Raw genomic sequence first — 23,919 nt, forward strand, 5'->3', positions numbered from 1 at the left:
GTCGGGGCCCCGAGAGCGGGTTCAGTGGGGGAGGAGGCCGGCCGTCCGGGTCACCGGTCGGCCCGTCTGGCCTGCCGCCAGCGGGCGAACAGCCCGCGGGCCCGGGCCGCCGCCAGGGCCCGCGGCCGAACCGTGACGGGCGCCGCCACGCCCGTCGGCGCGGTCGTCGCCACCGCCGTGTCCGGGGCGGTCAGCAGCACGAACAGCCGCGCCCAGCACAGCCGTTCGCCGCGCGGCCAGTCCAGCGCGCGCAGCGCCGCCGACGCGGCCTCCGACACCTCGCCGTTGACCCGGACCTCGGCGACGTCGTCCCCCGACTTGCCGCCGAGGAAGAGCTTCACCCCGTTCAACTGCCGCCCGGCCAGGTCCGGCAGCAGCGCGGGCGCCAGGGCGGGCAGCACCCGGTGCTCCGCCAGCCAGCCGGCCAGCCGTTCGTTGCCGAAGCCGAACACCGCCGCCGGCCCCTGTACGGCGTGCCAGCCGGGCAGTTCCGCGTGATCGGCGTGGTCGGCGTACTCGCCGCGGCGTTCCCGCAGTTCGACCAGCGCCGCCGCGGTGGTGGTCGCCCACATCCGCACCGCGTTGTCGAGCTTCTCCTCCTCGGTCTTGCCGAGGCCGGCCGAGCAGTCCCAGACCACCGGCGCGTCCGCCCGGCCCAGCCGCAGCACGAAGCCCAGGTCGACGTGGCCGGCGCCGTCGATGCCGGGGTGCTCCCGGACGGCCACCGCGGTGGTGCCCGGACCGCGCACCACCTCGCCGTCGACGGTGAATTCCTGCCCGAAGCGTGCCATTTCCCGGACCACAGAGCGCTGTATGACGGCCAGTCGGTCCTGGGGACGCACCGGACACTCCTCCACCCTCGGGTTCGCAGCGTTCTCGAACTGCTCTCGAACTACTTTCGAACGCCGCCGAGGCTATCGGCCCGGAGCCCTGCCGGGAAACCGAAGCGGACCGCCGCCCGTCGGCGTGAGCCCGGCTCTCCGGTCGCAGAAATGTCCCTTATGCACCATTTTGGGTAGCGGCAACCGTAGGCCACCGCCTGGAGAACCGCATGCCCCGCACCGACCTGACGCCCGCTCCGCCGCTGCTCACCCCGGACGGCACCGGCCTGGTCGCCGAGATCGAGGCGTACCTCGCCACGCTGCCCGCTCCGGCGCGCACTCCGGCGCCCTACCTCCGGCCGCCGTACGTCTGCCCGCTCGGCTCGACCGTGCAGCCGTGGCACGCCGGCCACCCCTCGCCCCGGGCCACGCTGCTGGACCGCGCGCTGCGCCGGCCGCCCCGTCCGGTGCCGGTGAGCGCCGCCGAGCACCTGCGGCTGGCCTCCCGCTACATCGGCGCGGCCGGCTGGCTGCAGGGCGCGATGTGGGACGGCGCCGGCCGAGTCTGCCTGCTCGGCGCCCAGGCCGCCGTCCTCGCCCACGGCTACGGGACCCCGGACACCGTCCGCACCGCCCGGACGCAGCTGATGGAGGTGCTGCACGCCACCGGCCGGCCCGCGGCCTCCCCGGACGAGTACAACGACCGGCCCACCACCCGGCAGGCCGACGTCCACCAGCTGCTCGACCGGGCGGCGGCCCGCGCCGGACGGCTCGGCCTCTGACGGACCGCCGGGCGGCGCCGGTGCCGACGGGCGGCGCCGGGTGCTGACGGGAGGCCGGGAAACGCGACGGCCCCGGAGCGACGGTGACGTCGTTCCGGGGCCGGGCGGTCGGAGCGGGTGACGAGAATCGAACTCGCGTGACTAGTTTGGAAGACTAGGGCTCTACCATTGAGCTACACCCGCGCGATCCTCCGGCCGTCGCCGGACGGAAGGTCGGGAACAGCGTACCTGGTCCGGTCGCCCGAGCGCACACCACATTCGTTCCGGGGCCCCGGATATGTCGCCGACCGGGCGGGGCCCGGCGTGTACGCTTCCTCTCGGCACCACGGGGTGTGGCGCAGTTTGGTAGCGCGTCCGCTTTGGGAGCGGAAGGCCGTCGGTTCGAATCCGGTCACCCCGACAGTGCGGCAGGGTCTCGTCCTCGGCGGGGCCCTGTTGGCGTCTCCGGGGGTCCCGAGAGGTCCGGTCGCCGGCCCGTGGGTGCGGAAGATCGGGCCTGTTGTCCTTTTCGGCCCGGTCCGGCATGGTGAATGGTTGACCTTTCACCAAATGCTGGAGCCCGGATGAGCCTGATGAGGATGAACCCCAAGATCGCGGTCGGAGTCGTCTTCGTCGCCTCGCTCTTCATGTCGATCATGGACACCACGATCGTCAACGTCGCCCTGCCGGCGATCGGCCGGGAGTTCGGCACCGATCCGGCCGGGGTCGGCGTGATCAACGTCGGCTACCTGGTCAGCCTGGCCGTCTTCGTCCCGCTCTCCGGCTGGCTGGGGGACCGCTTCGGCACCCGGCGGGTCTTCCTCGCCTCGCTCGCCCTGTTCACCGTCGCCTCGCTGCTCTGCGGCGCGGCCGGCTCGATGACCTCGCTCACCCTCTACCGGATCCTCCAGGGCGCGGCCGGCGGCCTGCTCACCCCGGTCGGGATGACCATGCTCTTCCGGGCCTTCCCGCAGGAGGAGCGGATGCGGGCGACCCGCATCCTGATGCTGCCCACCGCCGTCGCGCCGGCCGCCGGGCCGGTGCTCGGCGGCTGGCTGGTGGACGGCTGGTCCTGGCACTGGGTCTTCATCGTCAACGTGCCGGTCGGCCTCGCCGCCCTGGTCTTCGGGCTGCTCGCGCTGCCGGACTACCGCGCCGAGCGGGCCGGGCGCTTCGACGCGGCCGGCTTCCTGCTCTCCGCCGTCGGCTTCGGCGCCGCGATGTACGCGCTCTCCGAGGGCGCGTCGCAGGGCTGGGGGAGCGCGCGAATCGTGGCCTCCGCGCTCGTCGGCGGCTGCGCGCTGGCGGCCCTGGTCGTGGTCGAGCTGCGCCTGCCCGAGCCGATGCTCGACCTGCGGCTCTTCCGGGACCGCATCTTCCGCACCACCAACCTGCTCTCGCTCTTCTCCGGCGCCGCCTTCCTCGGCATGCTCTACCTCTTCCCGCTGCTGATGCAGGACGCGCTCGGCATGGACGCCCTGCACAGCGGTCTGATGGTCTTCCCCGAGGCGCTCGGGGTGATGCTCGCCTCCCAGATCGCGAGCCGCCTGTACCCGAGGATCGGCCCGCGCCGGATCCTGGCCACCGGCTCCGCCGTGGTGGCCTGCTGCCTGGCCCTGATGGCCACGATCGGGCCCGACAGCAACCTCTGGGCGGTCCGCGCGCTGATGTTCGTCACCGGGTACGCGATGTCGCACGTCTTCATGCCCTCGCAGACCGCCGCCTTCGCCACGATCAGCGCCCGCGACACCGGCGCCGCCTCCACCCTCTACAACGCGCAGCGCCAGCTCGGCTCCGCGCTCGGGGTCGCGGTGCTCGGCACCGTGCTGACGGCCGTGGGGGCCGTCACCGTGAACGCCTCGGGTACGCCCGTGGCGAACCTCGCCGCCTACCGGGCGGCCTTCCTCACCGCCGCCGGCCTGGCGCTGGCGGCGGCCGCGATCGCCTTGCTGGTACGGGATTCCGACGCCGCCGCCACCATGCGCGCGGTACCGGCCGGGGGTACCGGCGTGGGGGCGGCCGAATCCGTCGCGGAGCCCGTCGGGAAGGGCTGAGCGACCCCCGGCGGCGACGTCCTGGCGTCCGCCTTTCGTGGTACCGGTAGGATGGGGCGCTGGCGGTAGTCCCTGTGGCGTCAACCCAGGTCAACCGCACGAGGGCGAGGAGTCACGCTCACCGTCCACCCCCCACGGGAGATGCAGCTCCAACCGCCCATCGCCCGTCTCGCCCGACCCGCCCGCACCGGCCCAGGCCGGCGTCGATGGGGAGGGCGGAGGCAACCTGACCGCAAGCCCATAGGAGACCAAACCGTGAAGAGCGCCGTCGAGACTCTGAACCCGACCCGGGTTCGACTCACCGTCGAGGTGCCCTTCGAGGAGCTCAAGCCCAGCCTCGACGCGGCGTACAAGAAGATCAACCAGCAGGTCTCGGTCCCGGGCTTCCGCAAGGGCAAGATCCCGAACCGTGTCATCGACCAGCGTTTCGGTCGTGGCGCCGTGCTGGAGGAGGCCGTCAACGACGCCCTCCCGCGCTTCTACACGCAGGCCGTCGACGAGGGCAAGATCGAGGTCCTCGGCCAGCCCGACATCACCAACATCGAGGGTGTCGAGACGATCGCCGACGGCGGTGACCTGAAGTTCACCGCCGAGGTCGACATTCGTCCCGAGATCACCCTTCCGGACTTCTCGACCATCGAGGTCACCGTCGACCCGATCGTGGTCACCGACGAGGACGTCGACAAGTCGCTGGAGCAGCTGCGCGAGCGCTTCTCCTCGGTCAAGGACGTCGAGCGCGCCGCGGCCGCCGGCGACATCGTGGTCGTCGACCTGGAGGCCAAGGTCGACGGCGAGGTGCCGGAGGACGGCATCGCCAAGGCCGTCAGCTACGAGATCGGCTCCGGCCGTCTGATCGACGGCATCGACGACGCCGTCGTCGGCCTGGAGGCCGGTGGCACCGCCACCTTCTCCACCGAGCTCAAGGGCGGCACCCAGGCGGGCAAGACCTCCGAGGTCACCGTCACCGTCACCGCCGTCCAGGAGAAGGAGCTCCCCGAGCTGGACGACGAGTTCGCCCAGCTGGCCAGCGAGTTCGACTCGCTGGAGGAGCTGCGCGGCGACTCCCGCAAGCGCCTGGAGCGCATGAAGGAGTACGACCAGGCCACCCAGGCCCAGGAGAAGGTGCTCGACGCGCTGCTGGCGCTGGTCGAGATCGAGTTCCCGGAGAAGCTCCTCAAGGACGAGATCGAGACCCGCAAGCACAACCTGGAGCACCACCAGCTGGAGCCGATGGGCCTCAACCTCGCGACCTACCTGGAGACCCAGGGCAAGACCGAGGAGGAGTTCCTCGCGGAGACCGAGGAGCAGGCGAAGAAGGGCATCAAGACCCAGTTCGTCCTGGACCAGATCGTCGCCGACGAGGAGCTGGGCGTCGACCAGCAGGAGCTCACCGAGCACCTCATCCGCCGCGCCGCCGGCTCGGGCCTGACCCCGGACCAGTTCGCGCAGCAGGTCGTCCAGGGTGGCCAGGTGCCGCTGCTGGTCGGCGAGGTCGCCCGCGGCAAGGCGCTGGCCACCGTGGTCGAGGCCGCCAAGGTCGTCGACACCGAGGGCAACGAGATCAACTTCGACGACGACGAGACCGACGAGTCGGCCGAGACCGTCGCCGCCGAGGCGCCGGCCGCCGAGGCCGACGCCGAGGAGAAGACCGAGGCCTGACCGCCCCGGTCCGACTGACGCAGTAGCGGGCCCGGACGCCGTACGCGGCGTCCGGGCCCGTCGCGTTCCCCGGCTGACCGCGTTCCCCGCCGGTCGCGGCGGCCGGCCGCCCCGGCCGCGCCGTGAACCCTGCGCTCACAGCGAACAGTTCGGCGTGAGGGATTCTGCGGCCCGGCCTGCGCGTTAGGGTCCTTGGACAGCAACAATCACACCGTGATACCCGGAAGCTGTGCGACACCGTGAGGGCCGTGGCACGGCCCTCCAAATCGACTGAGCAGGTGGCTAAGTGACGTTCCCGCAGATGCAGATGCCTGGCCCGATGGCGCCGCACGCCGCCTCTGGTGACGTGCTCGGCGGCCTGGGCGACCAGGTCTACAACCGGCTGCTCAACGAGCGGATCATCTTCCTCGGCCAGCAGGTCGACGACGACATCGCCAACAAGATCACCGCCCAGCTGCTCCTGCTGGCCGCGGACCCGGACAAGGACATCTTCCTCTACATCAACTCCCCGGGCGGCTCGATCTCGGCCGGCATGGCGATCTACGACACCATGCAGTACATCAAGAACGACGTCGTCACCATCGCGATGGGCATGGCCGCCTCGATGGGCCAGTTCCTGCTGACCGCCGGCGCCAAGGGCAAGCGCTTCTCGCTGCCGAACGCCAACATCCTGATGCACCAGCCGTCCGCCGGTCTCGGCGGCTCGGCCACGGACATCCGCATCCAGGCGGAGCAGCTGCTCCGCACCAAGAAGCGGATGTCCGAGCTGATCGCCTTCCACAGCGGCCAGTCCTTCGAGCAGATCACCGCGGACTCCGACCGCGACCGCTGGTTCACGCCCGAGGAGGCCCTGGAGTACGGCCTGATCGACGCGATCATGCACAGCGCCGCGGACGTCCCCGGCGGCGGCGGCACGGGCGCCTGAGCCTCGGCCCGGCTCCCACGAGACCACAGCCACAACGCTCCGGAGGACTAGAACCCCCATGAACATCCCCAGCCTGTCCAGCGCCAAGGCACGCGTCGAGGACATGCGCGCCGAGGGCCGCTACATCGTCCCGCGCTTCGTCGAGCGCACCTCGCAGGGCATCCGTGAGTACGACCCGTACGCCAAGCTGTTCGAGGAGCGCATCATCTTCCTCGGCTCGCAGGTCGACGACGTCTCCGCGAACGACATCATGGCCCAGCTGCTCTGCCTGGAGTCGATGGACCCGGACCGCGAGATCCAGATGTACATCAACTCGCCCGGTGGCTCGTTCACGGCGCTGACGGCCATCTACGACACCATGCAGTACGTGAAGCCGGACATCACCACCGTCTGCATGGGCCAGGCCGCCTCCGCCGCCGCCGTGCTGCTCGCGGCCGGCACCCCCGGCAAGCGGATGGCGCTGCCGAACGCCCGCATCCTGATCCACCAGCCGTACACCGAGACCGGCCGCGGCCAGGTCTCGGACCTGGAGATCCAGGCCCGCGAGATCTTCCGGATGCGCGAGCAGCTGGAGGAGATGCTCTCCAAGCACTCCAACAAGTCGGTGGAGCAGGTCCGCGACGACATCGAGCGCGACAAGATCCTCACGGCCGAGGAGGCCGTCGAGTACGGTCTGGTCGACCTCGTCATCTCCACCCGCAAGGCCTCGCTGACCTCCTGAGGCCGGCACTCTCCCGCCCTGCCCCCGTCGGGGCGGGGCGAAGCTCCCGGGCGGGGCGCGCAAGGAGTCGCGCGCCCCGCCCCCGGCGCATCGGCGGCGCGGCCGCCGGCATCTGTTCGGTATCAATTCGCCCAGGGCGTAGGGCAGACCTGGCGAAGAGGACGGAATCAGGGGCCCGGCAGAGTACCGTCGGATAGCGAGACCGGGCGCCGTCGGCGTGTACGGTCCACAGCACCAGGCCCCGGAACCCCCGCGGGGCCCCTGGCGAAGGGGAAGCACCTCGTGGCACGCATCGGAGACGGTGGCGACCTGCTCAAGTGCTCGTTCTGCGGCAAGTCGCAGAAGCAGGTGAAGAAGCTGATCGCCGGCCCAGGCGTGTACATCTGCGACGAGTGCATCGACCTGTGCAACGAGATCATCGAGGAGGAGCTCGCCGAGACCTCCGAGGTGCGTTTCGAGGAGCTCCCGAAGCCGCGCGAGATCTACGAGTTCCTGGACCAGTACGTGGTCGGCCAGGACCTCGCCAAGAAGGCGCTGTCGGTGGCGGTGTACAACCACTACAAGCGCGTGCAGGCGGGCGAGGCCGGCCGCAGCGGCGGCAACGGCCGTGAGGACGCCATCGAGCTGGCGAAGTCCAACATCCTGCTGCTCGGCCCGACCGGCTCCGGCAAGACGCTGCTCGCGCAGACGCTCGCCCGGATGCTGAACGTGCCGTTCGCGATCGCCGACGCCACCGCGCTGACCGAGGCCGGGTACGTCGGCGAGGACGTCGAGAACATCCTGCTGAAGCTGATCCAGGCGGCCGACTACGACGTCAAGAAGGCCGAGACCGGGATCATCTACATCGACGAGATCGACAAGGTCGCCCGCAAGAGCGAGAACCCGTCGATCACCCGGGACGTCTCCGGCGAGGGCGTGCAGCAGGCCCTGCTGAAGATCCTGGAGGGCACCACCGCCTCGGTGCCGCCGCAGGGCGGGCGCAAGCACCCGCACCAGGAGTTCATCCAGATCGACACCACCAACGTGCTGTTCATCGTGGGTGGCGCGTTCGCCGGCCTGGAGCGGATCATCGAGGGCCGCGCGGGCGCCAAGGGCATCGGCTTCGGCGCGAACATCCGCTCCAAGCGGGAGCAGGACGCCAGCGACCAGTTCCGTCAGGTGATGCCGGAGGACCTGGTCAAGTTCGGCATGATCCCGGAGTTCATCGGCCGCCTGCCGGTGATCACCAGCGTGCACAACCTCGACCGCGAGGCGCTGCTGCAGATCCTCACCGAGCCGAAGAACGCGCTGGTCAAGCAGTACCGCAAGCTCTTCGAACTGGACGGCGTCGAGCTGGAGTTCTCCCGCGACGCGCTGGAGGCGATCGCCGACCAGGCGATCCTGCGCGGCACCGGCGCGCGCGGCCTGCGGGCCATCATGGAGGAGGTGCTGATGTCCGTGATGTACGAGGTGCCCTCGCGTCAGGACGTCGCCCGCGTGGTGGTCACCGGGGACGTCGTCTCCAAGCACGCCATCCCCACGCTCGTCCCGCGTGACATGATCAAGCGGGAGCGGCGCGACAAGAGCGCCTGACCTTCCGCGTGAAAGGGCCCCCGGAGACCGTCGGTCGGTCTCCGGGGGCCCTCGCGTTCCACGCCGCGGGCGGAGGAGGTTACTTCGCCACCTCGGCGACCGCGCGCAGGTCGCGGGCGTCGGCCGCGAGCTTCTCCAGGTCCGGCGCCTTGCCGTCCTCGGGCGCCTGCATCAGCAGCACCAGGGTGCTGTTGTCGGCCCAGGCGCAGATGCCCAGGTCGGTGCCGGACTGGGTGGCCTTGGCGCACTCCATGGTGCCGCCCTTGGAGCCGGCGTCGACCGAGTGCCGGTCGGTGACGGCGGGGCCGCCGGACGAGAAGCCCTTGAACATGGCGTCCAGCTCCTGCTTCGGGAGCAGCACCTTGCCGTAGCCGCCGACCACGATGAGCTGGGGCTCCTCCGAGGAGTCCTGGTAGACGGCGCTGACGCCGGTCGGGTTCCAGGCGCCGTCGCCCTTGCCGAACTCGGAGGTGATCTCCTTCTCCATCGCGTCGGCGATCTCGTTGTCGGTGTCCTTCGTGAGGTCCTTGAAGGTGGCCGGCAGGACGATCTTCTGGGTGCCCGCGTTGGACGTCACGTCGAAGACGAAGTAGGCGAGACCGCCGCCGATCAGCGCCAGCACGCCGACGAACACGCCGAGCAGGATCCAGAGCGTCTTGCGGGACTTGCGCGGCGGAACCGGGGCGTACGCGCCGTAGCCCGGGTAGCCGGGCTGGCCCTCCGCCGGCGGGAAGCCGGGCGGCGTGCCCTGCGGCGGGACGGCGCCCCAGGCCTGGTCGGCCGGGGGAGGCGGGGGCGTCGCGCCGTAGCCGGGCTGGGGCGGCACGGGAGCGCCGCCCTGGGGCTGTCCGGCGGGCGGCGGCGGGGCTCCGTACGGGGTCTGATCGGTCACGATGGCCTTTCTGGGGACGGGAGGGGACGGGAGGGGACGGGACGGCGGACGTGACGCACTCCCACCCGGAGCCGGGTGGCAGGTGTGAGGGTGAGCGGCGCCGGGGCTACTTGGCGACGACCATGGCGGAGCGGATCGCCCGGGTCTTCTCGGCGGCCTGGGCCGGGGTGAGCGCGGTCTGGGCGGCGCCGGTGAGGCTGGCCTTCAGGAAGGAGACCCGGGCCGTGGTCGACTTGTCGGCCCAGATGCAGACGGTGGACTGCGACTTGCCGCCGAGCACGCCGTAGACGCCGCAGGAGAGCTTGGCCGAGGAGTTGTGGCTGTCCTGGGCCGGGAACTCCGCCAGCGGGGTGGTCCAGCTGCCGCCCTCACCGGGCTTCTCGGAGTCCTTCATGATCTTGTCCGGGTCGTCGAGGTTCCCGTAGACGCCGATCACGCTGATGGTGTCCAGCGGGTCCGCGCCCTTGGCGTAGCTGGCGACCAGCACGTGCAGGTCGGTGCCGAGCTTGGAGGTCTCGGCCTTGCTCGGGTCGGCGGCCTGCTCCTTGGCGGACTTCTGGGTGTAGCCGTCCGGCAGCGACTGGGCGGCGGTGATCTTGTACTTCCCGCCGGTGTCCCCGCCGAGGACCTTGTAGAGGCCGAAGCCGCCGCCGCCCAGCACCAGGGCCCCGATCACCAGGCCGACCACCAGCCCGGCCCTGCTCTTCTTCGGCGGCGGCGCGACCGGGTAGCCGGGCGCGCCGTACGGGGCCTGCGGCGCCGCCGCGCCGTAGGGCGGCTGCGGGGCGCCGTACGGGGGCTGGGGCGCGCCGTACTGCGGGGCCGGGGCCCCCTGCTGCGGATAGCCGTACTGCTGCGGCGGCTGGCCGTAGGGCGGCTGCGGCTGCGGTGCGCCGTAGGGCTGCGGTGCCCCGTACGGCTGCGGCTGACCCTGCGGATACTGCTGACCCTGGCCGTACATCTGCCTGTGCTCCCCCGCCGCACCCGCGGCCTGTCGTGATGAAGTCCTCCGTGTCCCTACCAAGGACCGGACGATTGTGCGGGCACGTTATCGCACAGGGCCGACGGCCCGCCCGGGCCGGGCGCGAGGGGCCCGGACCGAAAGCGGTTCGTAACCCACGTCCCCAGGTACGTAAACTGTGCGTCGTGACCGACACCACGAACCAGCGCCCCGTGAGCACTCACGCCGGGGACGACGCAGCCACCCTCCCGACGACCTACGCTCCGGCGGACGTAGAGGGCGAGCTGTACGAGCGCTGGGTAGAGCGCGGTTACTTCACGGCCGACGCCAAGAGCGACAAGCCCCCGTACACCATCGTCATCCCGCCGCCGAACGTCACGGGCAGCCTCCACCTGGGCCACGCCTTCGAGCACACGCTGATCGACGCCCTCGTCCGCCGCAAGCGGATGCAGGGCTACGAGGCCCTCTGGCAGCCCGGCATGGACCACGCCGGCATCGCCACCCAGAACGTCGTCGAGCGCGAGCTGGCCAAGGAGGGCAAGTCCCGCCACGACCTCGGCCGGGAGGCCTTCGTCGACCGGGTCTGGCAGTGGAAGGCGGAGTCCGGCGGCCAGATCTCCGGTCAGATGCGCCGCCTCGGCGACGGCGTGGACTGGTCCCGCGAGCGCTTCACCATGGACGAGGGGCTCTCCCAGGCCGTCCAGACCATCTTCAAGAAGCTCTTCGACGACGAGCTGATCTACCGCGCCGAGCGCATCATCAACTGGTGCCCGCGCTGCCTCACCGCGATCTCGGACATCGAGGTGGAGTACCAGGACGACGACGGCGAGCTCGTCTCCATCCGCTACGGCGAGGGCGACGCCTCGATCGTCGTCGCCACCACCCGGGCCGAGACGATGCTCGGCGACACCGCCGTCGCGGTCCACCCGGAGGACGAGCGCTACCGCCACCTGGTCGGCACCGAGATCGAGCTGCCGCTGACCGGCCGCCGCATCCCGGTCGTCGCCGACGCCCACGTCGACCCGGAGTTCGGCACCGGCGCCGTCAAGGTGACGCCGGCCCACGACCCGAACGACTTCGAGATCGGCCAGCGCCACGGCCTGCCGTCGATCGCCGTCATGGACGAGCACGCGGTCATCACCGTGCACGGCCCGTTCCAGGGCCTGGACCGGCTGGAGGCCCGCTCGGCCATCGTCGGCGCGCTGCGCGCCGAGGGCCGGATCGTGGCGGAGAAGCGGCCGTACGTCCACTCGGTCGGCCACTGCTCGCGCTGCAAGACCACCATCGAGCCGCGGCTGTCCATGCAGTGGTGGGTCAAGGTCGGCCCGCTCGCCCAGGCCGCGGGCGACGCGGTCCGCGACGGCAAGGTCAAGATCCACCCGCAGGAGATGGAGAAGCGCTACTTCGACTGGGTCGACAACCTCCACGACTGGTGCATCTCGCGCCAGCTCTGGTGGGGCCACCGGATCCCGGTCTGGTACGGCCCGGCCGGCGAGATCGTCTGCGTCGGCCCGGACGAGCAGCCGCCGACCGGTGAGGGCTGGCACCAGGACACCGACGTCCTGGACACCTGGTTCTCCTCCGGCCTGTGGCCCTTCTCCACCCTCGGCTGGCCCGAGCAGACCGACAGCCTGGCGAAGTTCTACCCGAACGCCGTCCTGGTGACCGGCTACGACATCCTCTTCTTCTGGGTCGCCCGGATGATGATGTTCGGCCTCTACGCGATGGACGGCACCCCGCCGTTCCACACCATCGCGCTGCACGGCATGGTCCGTGACCAGAACGGCAAGAAGATGTCGAAGTCCTTCGGCAACGTGGTGAACCCGCTGGACTGGATGGACAAGTACGGCTCCGACGCGCTGCGCTTCACGCTGGCCCGCGGCGCCAACCCGGGCGTCGACGTCCCGATCGGCGAGGACTGGGTCCAGGCGGCCCGCAACTTCGCCAACAAGATCTGGAACGCCACCCGCTTCGCGCTGATGAACGGCGCCACCGTCGAGGGCCCGCTGCCCGCGCCGGAGGAGCTGACCGCGGCCGACCGCTGGATCCTGTCCCGGCTGAACAGCACGGTCGCCGAGGTGGACGCGCTCTACGAGGACTACCAGTTCTCCAAGCTGTCCGAGGCGCTCTACCACTTCGCCTGGGACGAGGTCTTCGACTGGTACGTCGAGCTCTCCAAGACCACCCTCGCCAAGGGCGGCCCGCAGGCCGACGCCGCGCGCCGGGTGCTCGGCGAGGTCCTGGACGTCACGCTGCGGCTGCTCCACCCGATCGTCCCGTTCGTCACCGAGACCCTGTGGACGACGCTCACCGGCGCCGAGTCGGTGGTCATCGCCGACTGGCCGGCGGACAGCGGCTACCGTGACGCGGCGGCCGAGGCCGAGATCGCCACGCTCCAGCAGGTGGTCACCGAGGTCCGGCGCTTCCGCACCGACCAGGGCCTGAAGCCGGGTCAGCGGGTCCCGGCCCGGCTGGAGGTGGCCGGTACCGTGCTGGCCGTCCACGAGGACGCGATCCGCTCGCTGCTGCGGCTGACCGCTCCCGAGGAGGGCTTCTCGGCCACCGCCTCGCTCCCGGTCGCGGGCGCGACCGTGCTGCTGGACCTCTCCGGCACCATCGACGTCGCGGCGGAGCGCAAGCGCCTCGCCAAGGACCTCGCGGCCGCCGAGAAGGAGAAGGCCCAGACGGCCGGCAAGCTCGGCAACGAGGCGTTCCTCGCCAAGGCGCCGGACGACGTGGTCGCCAAGATCCGGACCCGTCAGGAGGCCGCCGAGACCGACATCGTCCGGATCACCGCTCAGCTCGCGGCGCTGCCGCAGGCCTGACCGGCCGGCTCACCAGGGGCCGCACTCCGCCGACGCGGGGTGCGGCCCCTCGGCGTTCGCGCGGGCTTTCGGCCGGGCGCCGGCCGGGGCGGCGGGAGCGCTCCGGCCGGCCGCTCCGGCCGAACGGTGAAATGGACCCTCTAATAGCCCAGTGCCATTGCTCTGTTCCGGCGAATATTCATCATGGACCGGGTGAAGTCCTATTCCGCCCGAATTCATTCCGGTCTTGCCCGCGCGGGTTCGCGGAAGTTTGCAGGTCGGCTGTGTACGGTGTGACGAAGTTTCGCCAGCCGACGACCGACGGGAGGGCATGGCGTGATGGTGACCGAGAAGTTGGCCGACGAACTGCCGGTGGAAGCGGTCCAGGAGGCCAAGGGCAGGGCGGCGACGCTGCTGCTCGCGTTCCGGCACGGGAACCAGCTCGCCTTCGACCACGCGCTGGACCGGCTCTTCGAGGAGCACGCGGAGCGCGAGGTGACCACCCTGCTGGCCTGGATCGCCGCCGAGGCGGTCCGCAAGGCGTACGCGCCCGAGGTGGGCGACCGGGTGCTGCACGCGATGGCCCGCCGGGCCCCGGCCGACTGCGGTGCGGTGGCGGTGGACGAGGACACCGCCGACGCGGCCCGCCTGATCGAGGCGGTGGCGGCGGGCGAGGTGACCGAGGTGCGCGGCCTGGTGGCCGCCACCGCCGACACCACCTTCCTGCTCGGCGGCCTGCTCCAGGGCGTCGCCATGATGCTGCCGCTGCTGCCCGAGGGCGAGCTGGCCGAGATCACCGCCGAACTGCGGCGCCGGCACTGCGGCCCGTGCCCCGAGATCCCGGAGGCCCGGGCCGGGGTCTGAGACCCGGCCCGGGCCACGGGGCCGCGCCTACGGCATCGCGTGCAGGTGCGAGCCGACGGTGCCGGCGATGCCGCCGCCGGCCTTGGCGTCCCAGTTGGTCGACCAGGTCATCGCCCCGCCGATGCCGGGCCACTTGGTGTCGGGCTTGAAGCTCCCGCAGTTGGTGCCGGCGGCCAGGCAGTCCAGGGCGTTGTTCACCACGGACGGGCTGACGTACCCGCCGCCCGCCGCGCTGGTGGAGGCGGGCACCCCGAGCCCGACCTGGTCGGGCCGCAGTCCGCCCTTGAGCTGGATGCAGGCGAGCGCGGTCAGGAAGTTGACGCTGCCCTGGGAGTACACCTGCCCGTCGCAGCCGAGCATCGCGCCGGAGTTGTAGTACTGCATGTTGACGATGGTGAGGATGTCCTTCACGTTCAGCGCCAGCTTGAAGTACTCCATCCCGGTCGACTGCATGTCGATGGTCTGCGGCGCCATGGTGAGGACGAACCCGCTGCCCGCCTTCGCCGCCAGCGCGTGCAGGGCCTGGCCCATGTAGGTGGCGCTGACGCCGTTCTCCAGGTCGATGTCGATCCCGTCGAAGCCGTAGCTCTGCATCAGGGCCCAGGCGGTGTTGGCGAAGGTGGTGGCCGAGGCGGAGCTGTTCACCGAGACGGTGCCGTTCTGGCCGCCGATCGAGAGCACCACCTTCTTGCCGGCCGCCTTCTTGGCCGCGATGTCGGCCTTGAACTGCGCGTCGGTGTAGCCGCCGAGCTTGGCCGACAGGGCCGGGTCCAGGGTGAAGCTCAGGCCCCCGGGCGTGCCGGTGGCGTCCGCGAAGGAGACCGCGATGATGTCGTACGCGGCCGGGACGTCGCTGATCCGCTGCACCGTGGCGGTGTTGTCGAAGTTCTGCCAGTAGCCGGTGAGCAGGTGCTTGGGCAACCCCGGCCGGGTCGGCGTGACGGTCGGCGTGACCGTCGGCGTCCCGGTGGGCGTCGGGGTCGGGGTCGTGGTCGGCGTCGCGGTGGGGGTCGCGGTCCCGGTCGGGGTGGGCTTCGGGTCGCCCGGCCCGATCAGTGAGACGTCGTCGGCCAGGTAGGAGGGCTGGCCGTACCAGCCGTGCAGGTAGACCGTGACGCTGGTGGTGGCGGCCCCGGTGGTGAAGGTGGTGGAGAGCTTGGACCAGCCCGCCGAGTTGGTCCAGGTGCCGGGGTCCGTGCCGCCGGTGCCGCGGGCGCCGAGGTAGACGTAGGAGCCCTGCACCCAGGCGCTCAGGGCGTACGTGGACGAGGGCTTCACGGTGACGGTCTGGGTGCACTCGCCGGTGTCGCCCGAGCCCGGGGTGGCGCGCAGCGCGTACGAGCCGGAGTGGACGGTGGCGGTGTCCGCGGCGGCGCCGGACGGACAGGTCCAGTGGCCGAGGTGGTCGGCGGCCTCGAAGCCGCCGTTGTCGATCACGTCGACGTCGGCGGTCGCCGCGCCGGAGGCGCTGGTGGCGACGACCAGGCCGCTCAGGCCCAGGGCGATCGCCGAGGCGCCGGCGAGCAGGGTGTGGACGACGCGGGCGCGCCGGTGTCGGGCAGGTGGCATGACTCCATCTCCTGTGGGGGGAGACCGTCGGCTCACGTGGGGGAGAGCCGTCCGGCTGTCGCTGGTGCGGGAGCTACCGACAACTCAAGTCCCTGTCGGGGGAGGAGACTTGCCCTCACAAGGTGGAGTAGACCAATCCGGCTGTCAAGAGTGCCTGTCCGGGCGTCAGGCGGCGGCGGCCTCCGACCGCGCGGCGAGCCCTGCCGTGAGCCGGGCGATTCGGGCGGAGGCCAGGCCGTCCCCGTACGGGCTCGGGATGGCCGCCAGCCGGGCGAGCCGCTCGGGGGTGTCGGCCAGCCAGGTCCGGGCCAGCCCGCCGAGCTCCTCGCCGGGGGCGACCAGGGCGGCGAACCCCGCGTCGACGGCCTCCGGGCGTTCGGTGGAGCGGCGCACCACCAGCAGCGGGCGGCCGAGTACGGTGCACTCCTCCTGGACCCCGCCGGAGTCGGAGACCAGCAGTGCCGCGTGCCGGGCCAGGCCCAGGAACTCCGCGTACCCGACCGGCGCGGTCACGGCGATCCGCCCCAGCAGGCCGTCCAGCGCGAACCGCTCGACGGCGGCCGCGGTCCGCGGGTGCATCGGGAACAGGACGGGAGTGCCGGCCCGGGCGATCCGGTCCAGTTCGGCGAGGACGGCGCCCAGGGCCTCGGCGCTGTCGGTGTTCTCCGGCCGGTGCACGGTGGCCAGGACGTAGCCGTCCGGCTCCAGCCCGTGCGCGGCCAGCAGCGCGGCCCGGGCGGCCCGGTCGGGCAGCCGGCGGTGGACCACCTCGACGACGGTGTTGCCGGTGACGGTGATCCGTTCCTCGTCCAGCGACTCGGCGCGCAGGTTGGCCGCGTTCTCCGCGGTGGCGGCGCAGAGCAGGTCGGAGACGTGGTCGACCATCACCCGGTTGTGCTCCTCGGGCATCGCCCGGTCGAAGCTGCGCAGCCCGGCCTCGACGTGCACCAGCGGGATCTCCCGGGCGTTGGCGGCCAGCGCGCCGGCCAGGGTGGCGTTGGTGTCGCCCTGGACGACGACGGCGGCGGGCCGGTCCTCGGCGAAGGCGGCGTCCAGCTGGCCGAGCGACTGGGCGATCTGGCCGGCCCGCGGGCGGCCGCCGACCCCGGTCAGCAGCTCCGGCCGGGGCAGGTCGAGGTCGCGCAGGAAGCGGCCGGACAGCGCCTCGTCCCAGTGCTGGCCGGTGTGCACCAGCCGGGTCGCGGCGCCGAGCTCGTGGATCAGCGGGGCGAGCTTGACCAGCTCGGGGCGGGTGCCGAGGACGACGGCGACACTGGCGGGCGGCAGCGGGGGAAGGCACGGGGACACGGTGGAACTCCGGACGGGTCTGGGCGGGACGGCGGGATCGCCTGCGGGCATCGAGGGTGTCGAGGACGCCGAGGCGCAAGCGGGTGGAGGGCGGAGCGGGCGCGGCTCAGGTTTCGAGGGCGGTGGGGGCGCCCACCGCGACCTTCTCGGCGTTGCGCCTGGTCTTGGCCCAGCCGTTGCGGCCGAGCAGCAGGCGGACGGCGGCCCGGGTGGCGACCAGGAACAGGTGGTAGGCGTAGAGCCAGACCAGGACGCCCCAGAGCAGGCCGGTGAGCCGGCTCCGGTCGGGGTGCACGCGCCGGCGGTAGGCGAAGCCCCAGAGCACCATCGGGAGCGTCGCGATCACGAAGGCGGCGGCCATCAGCGGCCCGAACCGGGCCTGGAAGTCGACGGTTTCCTCGGGGAACAGCGCCAGTCCGGCGGCCGTGATCCCGAGCGACAGCGGGGTGAGCACCGCCAGCAGCACGCAGACCACCGGCTGCAGGAAGGTGTACAGCACCTCGGCCTTGCCGGCCCAGCGGTAGTGGGGCGAGCGCAGCACCCGCCCGGTGTAGCGCAGGCACTGCATGTTGCCCTGGGCCCACCGGGTGCGCTGGGTGAGGAAGCGGCGGAGCGAGACCAGCCCCTCCTGGGACACCCGGGCCTCCGTCACGTGTGTCAGCCGCCACCCGGCCAGCCGCAGTTCGAGACCGGACTCGTAGTCCTCCAGGAGGGCCCGCTCCGGCCAGGGGCGGCCCTCGCGGCCTTCGTCGGCGGTGAGCGAGTCCAGCGCGGTGAGCCGGACGAACTGGCCGTTTCCGCCGAGACCGACGCTGCCGGTGCGCCGGCGCAGCAGCTGCATGCCGGCGTTGTTGGCCTGGAACTCGACGTCCTGCATCCGGACCAGCGCGCGGGCCAGCGCGTTGGCGGTCCGGCCGCGGCCGGGCAGCGGCCGTTCGTCGTCCGCGTTGCGCATCCGGACGCCGATCTGCACGGCGCCGGTGTCGGGGCGGGCCAGCGCGTGGTCGGAGCAGACCAGGCCCAGGGTGCCCGGCTCCAGCTCGCCGTCGGCGTCGACGACGCCGATGATCACCCGGGCGCGGTCGGCGTCCTCGGGCAGCCAGGCGTCGACGCTCCGGTAGGCGGCGTTGAGCGCGGCGCCCTTGCCGATCCGCGCGTGCGGACGGCGGCGCTGGACGAGGTGGATCCGGTCGTCCCGCTCCGCGGCGGCCAGGACCAGCTCGCGGGTGCGGTCCTCGCTGTCGTCGTCGATCACCCACAGGTGCGCCTCGGGGGCGGCGGCGCGCAGCCCGGCGAGGGTCTGGGTGACGACGGCCTCCTCGTCCCGGCAGGGGATCAGCAGGTGCCACTGGAAGGCGGCCGGATCGCCCGGCTCGGCGGGCCGGTCGTGCCGGAAGGCGTGCCGGGAGCCGGCCCAGTAGAGGAGGAAGCGGCCGAACACCAGGACCATGTAGGCGAGGAGCACCAGCGACAGCAGCTCGGCGAGCTGGACGACACCGCTCCGATGGACCAGGAACGACTCGCGCAGGGCGTCGGGCATGGGACTGTCCTCCTGGTGATCAAAGGTGATGCGTCTCCCTGGGGTGCGAATCGATGCTTCATTGCCGTCTGAACTCGCTGAATCAATAGTAAATCGGGTGAATCGGAAAGTCAGGGCAAAGTGGTGGTTCTCACCCCGTCGGGAGCGCGCGACGCCGCTCCGTAGACTGTGCTCGTGAGCGACAAGGCCGACCCGAACCCGTACACCCTCCGCCCCGCCGACGACGGCTCCGGCGACGCCCTGCGCGACGTCGAGGTGGAACTCTCCAAGCGCTGGCCGGAGAACAAGCTGGAGCCCTCGCTCGACCGGATCGAGGCGCTGATGGACATCCTGGGCCAGCCCCAGCGGTCCTTCCCCTCGATCCACATCACCGGCACCAACGGCAAGACCTCCACCGCGCGGATGGTCGAGCAGCTGCTCAACACCTTCGAGCTGCGCACCGGCCGCTACACCAGCCCGCACGTGGAGTCCGTCACCGAGCGGATCAGCCTGGACGGCGCCCCGATCACCCCCGAGCGGTTCGTCGAGGTCTACCGGGACATCGAGCCCTACGTCCGGATGGTCGACGAGCGCGAGCCGGTCGCGATGTCCTTCTTCGAGGTGCTGACCGGCATGGCCTACGCGGCCTTCGCCGACGCCCCGGTGGACGTCGGCGTGATCGAGGTCGGCATGGGCGGCTCCTGGGACGCCACCAACGTGATCGACGCCGCCGTCGCGGTGATCGCCCCGATCTCGCTGGACCACACCGACAAGCTGGGCGAGACCACCGGCGAGATCGCGGTCGAGAAGTCCGGGATCATCAAGCCGGGCTCCATCGCGGTCGTCGCCCAGCAGCAGCTGGACGCCGCCCAGAACATCCTGCGGCGCGCCGTCGAGGTGGACGCGACGGTGGCCCGCGAGGGCATGGAGTTCGGGGTGATCCGCCGTGAGGTCGCCATCGGGGGCCAGCTGGTGACGCTGCGCGGGCTCGGCGGCGAGGAGTACACGGACGTCTTCCTCCCGCTGCACGGCGCCCACCAGGCGCAGAACGCGGCGCTCGCGCTCGCGGCGGTCGAGGCCTTCTTCGGTGTCGGCGGCGCGCGCGGCGGGCAGCTGGACGCGGACAAGGTGCGGCAGGCGTTCTCCGGCGTCGCCTCGCCGGGCCGCCTGGAGGTCGTCCGCCGCAGCCCGACCATCGTCCTGGACGCCGCGCACAACCCGGACGGCGCGCACGCCACGGTGGCCGCGATCGGCGAGTCCTTCGGCTTCACCCGGCTCGTCGGCGTGATCGGCACCAGCGGCGACAAGGACGTGGCCGGCCTGCTGGAGGCCTTCGAGCCGATCCTGGCCGAGGTCGTCATCACCCAGAACTCCACCCACCGCGCGATGGACGCGGACGCGCTGGCCGCGCTCGCCGTCGAGGTCTTCGGCGAGGACCGCGTCCAGGTCGAGCCCCGGCTCGACGACGCCATCGCCGCCGCCGTCACCCTCGCCGAGGAGGACGGGGACCTCGGCGGCGCCGGGGTGCTGGTCACCGGTTCGGTCATCACGGTGGGCGAGGCCCGCCTGCTGCTCGGGAGGAAGTGACGATGAGGACGCTCTGTTCCTCGACGCTGATCGGCGAGGCGCTGCTGGCGCTCTTCGCCGGGCTGGTGGCCATGCAGCTGTCCGACGTGCCGACCGCCACCGTCTGGACCGTGACGGGCATCGCGATGGCGCTGTGCGTGCTGCTCTGCGGCATGATCACCCGCCCCGGCGCGGTCGCGATCGGCTGGGTGCTCCAGCTCGGCCTGATCGCCAGCGGCTTCATCCTGCCGACCATGTTCGGCCTGGGCGTGGTCTTCGCCGGACTCTGGTGGTGCTCGGTGCACTACGGCCGGAAGATCGACGAGTTCAAGGCCGCCCGCGCGGCCGGCGCGGTCCCGGCGGCATAGGGCCCGGGCTCGCCCAAGGCCCGCTGCTCACGCAAGGTAACCTCTGCGGTAGTCGCACTCCGCACCGCGAACCGGGTGCGCGCCGAACCGAATTCCCAGGAGACGCACCGTGTCCCAGCGCACTCTCGTCCTGCTCAAGCCCGACGCCGTCAAGCGCGGCCTGGCCGGCGAGATCATCAGCCGCATCGAGCGCAAGGCCGGCTGGCGGCTCGCCGCCGTCGAGCTGCGGACCTTCGACCGGGCGACGCTGGAGCAGCACTACGCGGAGCACGTCGGCCGCCCGTTCTACGAGCCGCTGCTGGAGTTCATGACCTCCGGTCCGTCGATCGCGCTGATCGTCGAGGGCGAGGAGGTCGTCCCCGGCATCCGGATGCTGGCCGGTGCGACCAACCCGCTGGAGGCCGGTGCCGGCACCATCCGCGGCGACTACGCGACGATCACCCGGGAGAACCTGATCCACGCCTCCGACTCCACGGAGTCCGCCGAGCGCGAGATCAAGATCTTCTTCCCGACGCACGCCTGAGAACCACCCAGGACCTTCGGGTGCCCCGGTCGGGACCATTGGCCCGGCCGGGGCATTCTTATCGTGAAATAGGGAACTGGGGACGCCGACACGGCGTCCCAATGCTCGGAGAAGCGATCACGCTCCGGACAATGGACGGTATGCCCCACGTCGACGTCCGTACTGGCGGGCGTGACTACGATGGACGCGACTCATGGGCCCGGTACGGCTGGTCAGCTCGTCTTCGCCCAAGCCGTGGGCGTGCTCCCTCGTCCACCCCCCGCAATGACTCCGAGCCCGGGAAGGCACCTACACCCCATGGCAACCAACCTGTCGTTCATCGGCCGCGATCTGGCGATCGACCTCGGAACCGCCAACACGCTGGTGTACGTCAGGGGCAAGGGGATCGTGCTCAACGAGCCGTCCGTGGTCGCGGTCAACACCAACACCGGCGGCATCCTGGCGGTCGGCGCCGAGGCCAAGAAGATGATCGGCCGCACGCCCGGCAACATCGTCGCCATCCGCCCGCTCAAGGACGGCGTGATCGCCGACTTCGAGATCACCGAGCGGATGCTCCGCTACTTCATCCTCAAGATCCACCGCCGCCGCTACCTGGCCCGCCCCCGCGTCGTGGTCTGCGTTCCCTCGGGCATCACCGGGGTCGAGCGCCGCGCCGTGATCGAGGCCTCCTCGCAGGCCGGCGCGCGCCAGGTGCACATCATCGAGGAGCCGATGGCGGCCGCGATCGGCGCCGGCCTGCCGGTCCACGAGGCCACCGGCAACATGGTGGTCGACATCGGCGGCGGCACCACCGAGGTGGCCGTGATCTCGCTCGGCGGCATCGTCACCGCGCAGTCGATCCGGGTGGCCGGCGACGAGCTGGACAACGCGATCGTCCAGCACATCAAGAAGGAGTACTCGCTCCTCCTGGGCGAGCGCAGCGCCGAGCAGATCAAGATGAGCATCGGCTCCGCCTTCGCGCTGGAGGGCGAGAAGGACGAGCACGCCGAGATCCGCGGCCGCGACCTGGTCAGCGGCCTGCCCAAGACCGTCGTCATCTCGGCGGCCGAGGTCCGCGAGGCCATCGACGAGCCGGTCAACTCGATCATCGACGCGGTCAAGACCACCCTCGACCAGTGCCCGCCCGAGCTCGCCGGCGACGTCATGGACCGCGGCATCGTGCTCACCGGCGGCGGCGCCCTGCTGCGCGGCCTGGACGAGCGGCTGCGCCGCGAGACCGGCATGCCGATCCACATCGCCGAGAACCCGCTGGACTCCGTGGCGCTCGGCTCCGGCAAGTGCGTCGAGGAGTTCGAGGCCCTCCAGCAGGTACTCGACGCCCAGCCGCGCCGTTAGCAGAGACGTCAGACCTTGTAGTCAACTGAACGGCCCCCGCCCGGGCCCACAGCCCGGGTGGGCGGCCAGGTACGAAGGGGCAGTACCAGCACCGTGAGGGACACACGAGAGAGCCGGCTGCTGCTCATCCTGCTGGTGGCCGTCGCCTTCGCGCTGATCACCGTGGACATCAAGGGCGGCGAGAGTTCGCCGCTCGGCGGCGCCCGGCGCGCCGCCGCAGGCGTCCTCGGCCCGGTCGAGCGCGGCGCCGCCACGGTGGTCGACCCGGTGGCCGACACCGTCCGCGCCTTCCGCGACGCCACCGGCCACAGCGGCCGCACCGACCAGCTGGCCCGCGAGAACACCGAGCTGCGCCAGAAGCTGGCCTCCTCCGACATGGCCGGCGGACGCACCAAGCAACTCGACGACCTGCTGCGCACCGCCGGCTCCGGCGGGTACACCGTCAAGGCCGCCCAGGTGATCGCGATCGGGCCGGCGCAGGGCTTCTCCTGGACCATCACCATCGACGCCGGCGGTGACGACGGCCTCACCCGGGACATGACGGTGATCAACGGCCAGGGCCTGGTCGGCCGGATCACCACCGTCGCCCCGACCACCTCCACCGTCCTGCTCGCCTCCGACCCGGGCTTCAGCGCCGGGGCCCGGCTGGAGGGCAGCGGGGAGATCGGCTTCGCCTCCGGCGGCGGCACCAGCGCGATGAAGGTCTCCCTGCTGAACGGCAAGGCCCAGGTGAAGGAGGGCGACCGGCTGGTCACCTTCGGCTCGCAGAGCGGCCGCCCGTTCGTGCCCGGAGTCCCGGTCGGCAAGGTGGTCCAGGTCGAGGCGACCCCGGGCCAGCTGACCAAGACGATCCTGGTCGAGCCCTTCGTCCAGTTCACCCGGCTCGACCTGGTCGGCGTGGTGGTCGTGCCGCCGCGCACCGACCCGCGCGACGCCGTCCTGCCGCCGGCCCCGGCCGCCCAGGGCCAGGCGGCGGCCCCGGCCCCGGCCGCGCCCGCCGTCCCGGCCGCCGCCGCCCCGCCCGCCAAGACCACTGGGGGGAACTGAACCATGCGCCTCGCCCGCGTCCCCGTCACCGCCGTCCTCGTCCTGCTCGGCCTGATCCTTCAGGTCAGCGTCTTCGGCAGGCTCCAACTCCCGGGCGCCACACCGGACATACTGCTCCTCGTGGTGGTCGGCCTGGCGATGGTCTACGGGCCGACCGGCGGCTGCCTGGTGGGCTTCGCCGCCGGCCTGCTGGCCGACCTCGCGCCGCCGTCCGACCACGCGATCGGCCGCTACGCGCTGGTGCTCTGCCTGATGGGCTACGCCGCCGGACTGCTGCGCCCCGACCACGGCCGGCAGCGCTCGGTCTCCAGCGCGCTGCTGGTGGTGGCCGCCGCGGCGGTCGCCTCCACCCTGCTGTACGCGATGGTCGGCGCCCTGGTCGGCGACACCGCCGCCCGCCACGTCGGCCTCGGCAGCCTGGTGCTCACCGCCCTGCTGTACGACCTGCTGCTGGCGCCGTTCGTCGTCCCGGCGGTGATGCTGATCGGCCGCCGCTTCGGGCGCGACCCGGTGGCCGCCGCGGCCGGTGACGACGAGGGCGGCCCCGGGCTGGGCACGCTCGCCCGCTACCGGACGACCCGTGAGACCTCGTCCGGGCCGGGCTACAAGAAGCGGCGCTCGCTCGGCTTCGCCAAGCGGCCGTAGCCCCC

Annotated in this window: 20 protein-coding genes and 2 tRNA genes; 15 read left to right on the forward strand and 7 right to left on the reverse strand. The window is 71.8% G+C overall.

The window, feature by feature from the left end:
• Positions 1 to 50: 50 nt before the first annotated feature.
• Entirely contained in the window at positions 51 to 791 is a 741-nt protein-coding gene (locus tag ACIF6L_RS05930; protein WP_396487053.1) for a DUF6348 family protein, read from the reverse strand.
• A gap of 260 nt (positions 792 to 1,051) precedes the next feature.
• On the opposite strand from ACIF6L_RS05930, the gene ACIF6L_RS05935 reads away from it, so the two are divergent.
• Positions 1,052 to 1,603, forward strand: a complete 552-nt coding sequence (locus ACIF6L_RS05935; protein ID WP_329487643.1) for a hypothetical protein — start codon at positions 1,052 to 1,054, stop codon at positions 1,601 to 1,603.
• 112 nt (positions 1,604 to 1,715) lie between these two features.
• Here the strand turns inward: ACIF6L_RS05935 and ACIF6L_RS05940 are convergent.
• Positions 1,716 to 1,786: transfer RNA gene (locus ACIF6L_RS05940), tRNA-Gly, on the reverse strand.
• 143 nt (positions 1,787 to 1,929) lie between these two features.
• Between ACIF6L_RS05940 and ACIF6L_RS05945 the strand changes: the two genes are divergently transcribed.
• The 6 genes from ACIF6L_RS05945 (at position 1,930) to clpX (ending at position 8,513) form a co-directional block, all read left to right on the forward strand.
• Positions 1,930 to 2,003: transfer RNA gene (locus ACIF6L_RS05945), tRNA-Pro, on the forward strand.
• Between the two features lie 163 nt (positions 2,004 to 2,166).
• On the forward strand, positions 2,167 to 3,636 hold the full coding sequence (locus ACIF6L_RS05950; protein WP_396487051.1) for a DHA2 family efflux MFS transporter permease subunit: 1,470 nt from the start codon (positions 2,167 to 2,169) through the stop codon (positions 3,634 to 3,636).
• 255 nt (positions 3,637 to 3,891) lie between these two features.
• Positions 3,892 to 5,295, forward strand: a complete 1,404-nt coding sequence (gene tig / locus ACIF6L_RS05955; protein WP_329487641.1) for a trigger factor — start codon at positions 3,892 to 3,894, stop codon at positions 5,293 to 5,295.
• A gap of 307 nt (positions 5,296 to 5,602) precedes the next feature.
• The gene (locus ACIF6L_RS05960; protein ID WP_305067940.1) at positions 5,603 to 6,220 is read left to right on the forward strand and encodes an ATP-dependent Clp protease proteolytic subunit; all 618 of its coding nucleotides are present in this window, start codon (positions 5,603 to 5,605) and stop codon (positions 6,218 to 6,220) included.
• Positions 6,221 to 6,278: 58 nt separating this feature from the next.
• Entirely contained in the window at positions 6,279 to 6,941 is a 663-nt protein-coding gene (locus tag ACIF6L_RS05965) for an ATP-dependent Clp protease proteolytic subunit (protein ID WP_327676905.1), read from the forward strand.
• 282 nt (positions 6,942 to 7,223) lie between these two features.
• Positions 7,224 to 8,513, forward strand: a complete 1,290-nt coding sequence (gene clpX / locus ACIF6L_RS05970; protein ID WP_396487050.1) for an ATP-dependent Clp protease ATP-binding subunit ClpX — start codon at positions 7,224 to 7,226, stop codon at positions 8,511 to 8,513.
• Positions 8,514 to 8,592: 79 nt separating this feature from the next.
• Here the strand turns inward: clpX and ACIF6L_RS05975 are convergent, their stop codons facing one another.
• Positions 8,593 to 9,405, reverse strand: a complete 813-nt coding sequence (locus tag ACIF6L_RS05975) for a hypothetical protein (RefSeq protein ID WP_396487048.1) — start codon at positions 9,403 to 9,405, stop codon at positions 8,593 to 8,595.
• Between the two features lie 106 nt (positions 9,406 to 9,511).
• Positions 9,512 to 10,366, reverse strand: coding sequence for a hypothetical protein (locus ACIF6L_RS05980; RefSeq protein WP_359811631.1), 855 nt, complete (start codon positions 10,364 to 10,366; stop codon positions 9,512 to 9,514).
• Positions 10,367 to 10,578: 212 nt separating this feature from the next.
• On the opposite strand from ACIF6L_RS05980, the gene ACIF6L_RS05985 reads away from it, so the two are divergent.
• A complete protein-coding gene (locus ACIF6L_RS05985; RefSeq protein ID WP_396487134.1) occupies positions 10,579 to 13,191 on the forward strand; it encodes a valine--tRNA ligase in 2,613 nt (870 codons plus the stop codon).
• A 315-nt stretch (positions 13,192 to 13,506) separates the two neighbouring features.
• The gene (locus ACIF6L_RS05990; protein ID WP_329487637.1) at positions 13,507 to 14,034 is read left to right on the forward strand and encodes a hypothetical protein; all 528 of its coding nucleotides are present in this window, start codon (positions 13,507 to 13,509) and stop codon (positions 14,032 to 14,034) included.
• A gap of 27 nt (positions 14,035 to 14,061) precedes the next feature.
• On the opposite strand, the gene ACIF6L_RS05995 is transcribed toward ACIF6L_RS05990, so the two are convergent.
• The 3 genes from ACIF6L_RS05995 to ACIF6L_RS06005 all read right to left on the reverse strand — a co-directional run bounded on the left by ACIF6L_RS05995 (position 14,062) and on the right by ACIF6L_RS06005 (position 18,451).
• A complete protein-coding gene (locus tag ACIF6L_RS05995) occupies positions 14,062 to 15,603 on the reverse strand; it encodes a chitinase (protein ID WP_396487047.1) in 1,542 nt (513 codons plus the stop codon).
• Between the two features lie 165 nt (positions 15,604 to 15,768).
• Positions 15,769 to 16,911 carry a non-hydrolyzing UDP-N-acetylglucosamine 2-epimerase gene (gene wecB / locus ACIF6L_RS06000; protein WP_396487046.1) on the reverse strand — a complete coding sequence of 381 codons (1,143 nt, stop codon included), beginning with the start codon at positions 16,909 to 16,911 and terminating at the stop codon, positions 15,769 to 15,771.
• Between the two features lie 106 nt (positions 16,912 to 17,017).
• The gene (locus ACIF6L_RS06005; protein ID WP_396487045.1) at positions 17,018 to 18,451 is read right to left on the reverse strand and encodes a glycosyltransferase; all 1,434 of its coding nucleotides are present in this window, start codon (positions 18,449 to 18,451) and stop codon (positions 17,018 to 17,020) included.
• A gap of 174 nt (positions 18,452 to 18,625) precedes the next feature.
• Here ACIF6L_RS06005 and ACIF6L_RS06010 point away from each other — a divergent pair, with 174 nt between their 5' ends.
• The 6 genes from ACIF6L_RS06010 (at position 18,626) to mreD (ending at position 23,914) form a co-directional block, all read left to right on the forward strand.
• Positions 18,626 to 20,017, forward strand: coding sequence for a folylpolyglutamate synthase/dihydrofolate synthase family protein (locus ACIF6L_RS06010; protein WP_359808012.1), 1,392 nt, complete (start codon positions 18,626 to 18,628; stop codon positions 20,015 to 20,017).
• Positions 20,018 to 20,019: 2 nt separating this feature from the next.
• Positions 20,020 to 20,364, forward strand: a complete 345-nt coding sequence (locus ACIF6L_RS06015; protein WP_329487632.1) for a DUF4233 domain-containing protein — start codon at positions 20,020 to 20,022, stop codon at positions 20,362 to 20,364.
• Positions 20,365 to 20,473: 109 nt separating this feature from the next.
• On the forward strand, positions 20,474 to 20,887 hold the full coding sequence (ndk, locus tag ACIF6L_RS06020; RefSeq protein ID WP_329487631.1) for a nucleoside-diphosphate kinase: 414 nt from the start codon (positions 20,474 to 20,476) through the stop codon (positions 20,885 to 20,887).
• Between the two features lie 309 nt (positions 20,888 to 21,196).
• Positions 21,197 to 22,222, forward strand: coding sequence for a rod shape-determining protein (locus ACIF6L_RS06025; RefSeq protein WP_305067939.1), 1,026 nt, complete (start codon positions 21,197 to 21,199; stop codon positions 22,220 to 22,222).
• 93 nt (positions 22,223 to 22,315) lie between these two features.
• Entirely contained in the window at positions 22,316 to 23,269 is a 954-nt protein-coding gene (gene mreC, locus ACIF6L_RS06030) for a rod shape-determining protein MreC (RefSeq protein WP_329487630.1), read from the forward strand.
• Positions 23,270 to 23,272: 3 nt separating this feature from the next.
• Positions 23,273 to 23,914, forward strand: coding sequence for a rod shape-determining protein MreD (gene mreD, locus ACIF6L_RS06035; RefSeq protein WP_329487629.1), 642 nt, complete (start codon positions 23,273 to 23,275; stop codon positions 23,912 to 23,914).
• Positions 23,915 to 23,919: the final 5 nt, after the last annotated feature.

This window comes from Kitasatospora sp. NPDC086009, from assembly GCF_044540385.1.
Taxonomy (GTDB): domain Bacteria; phylum Actinomycetota; class Actinomycetes; order Streptomycetales; family Streptomycetaceae; genus Kitasatospora.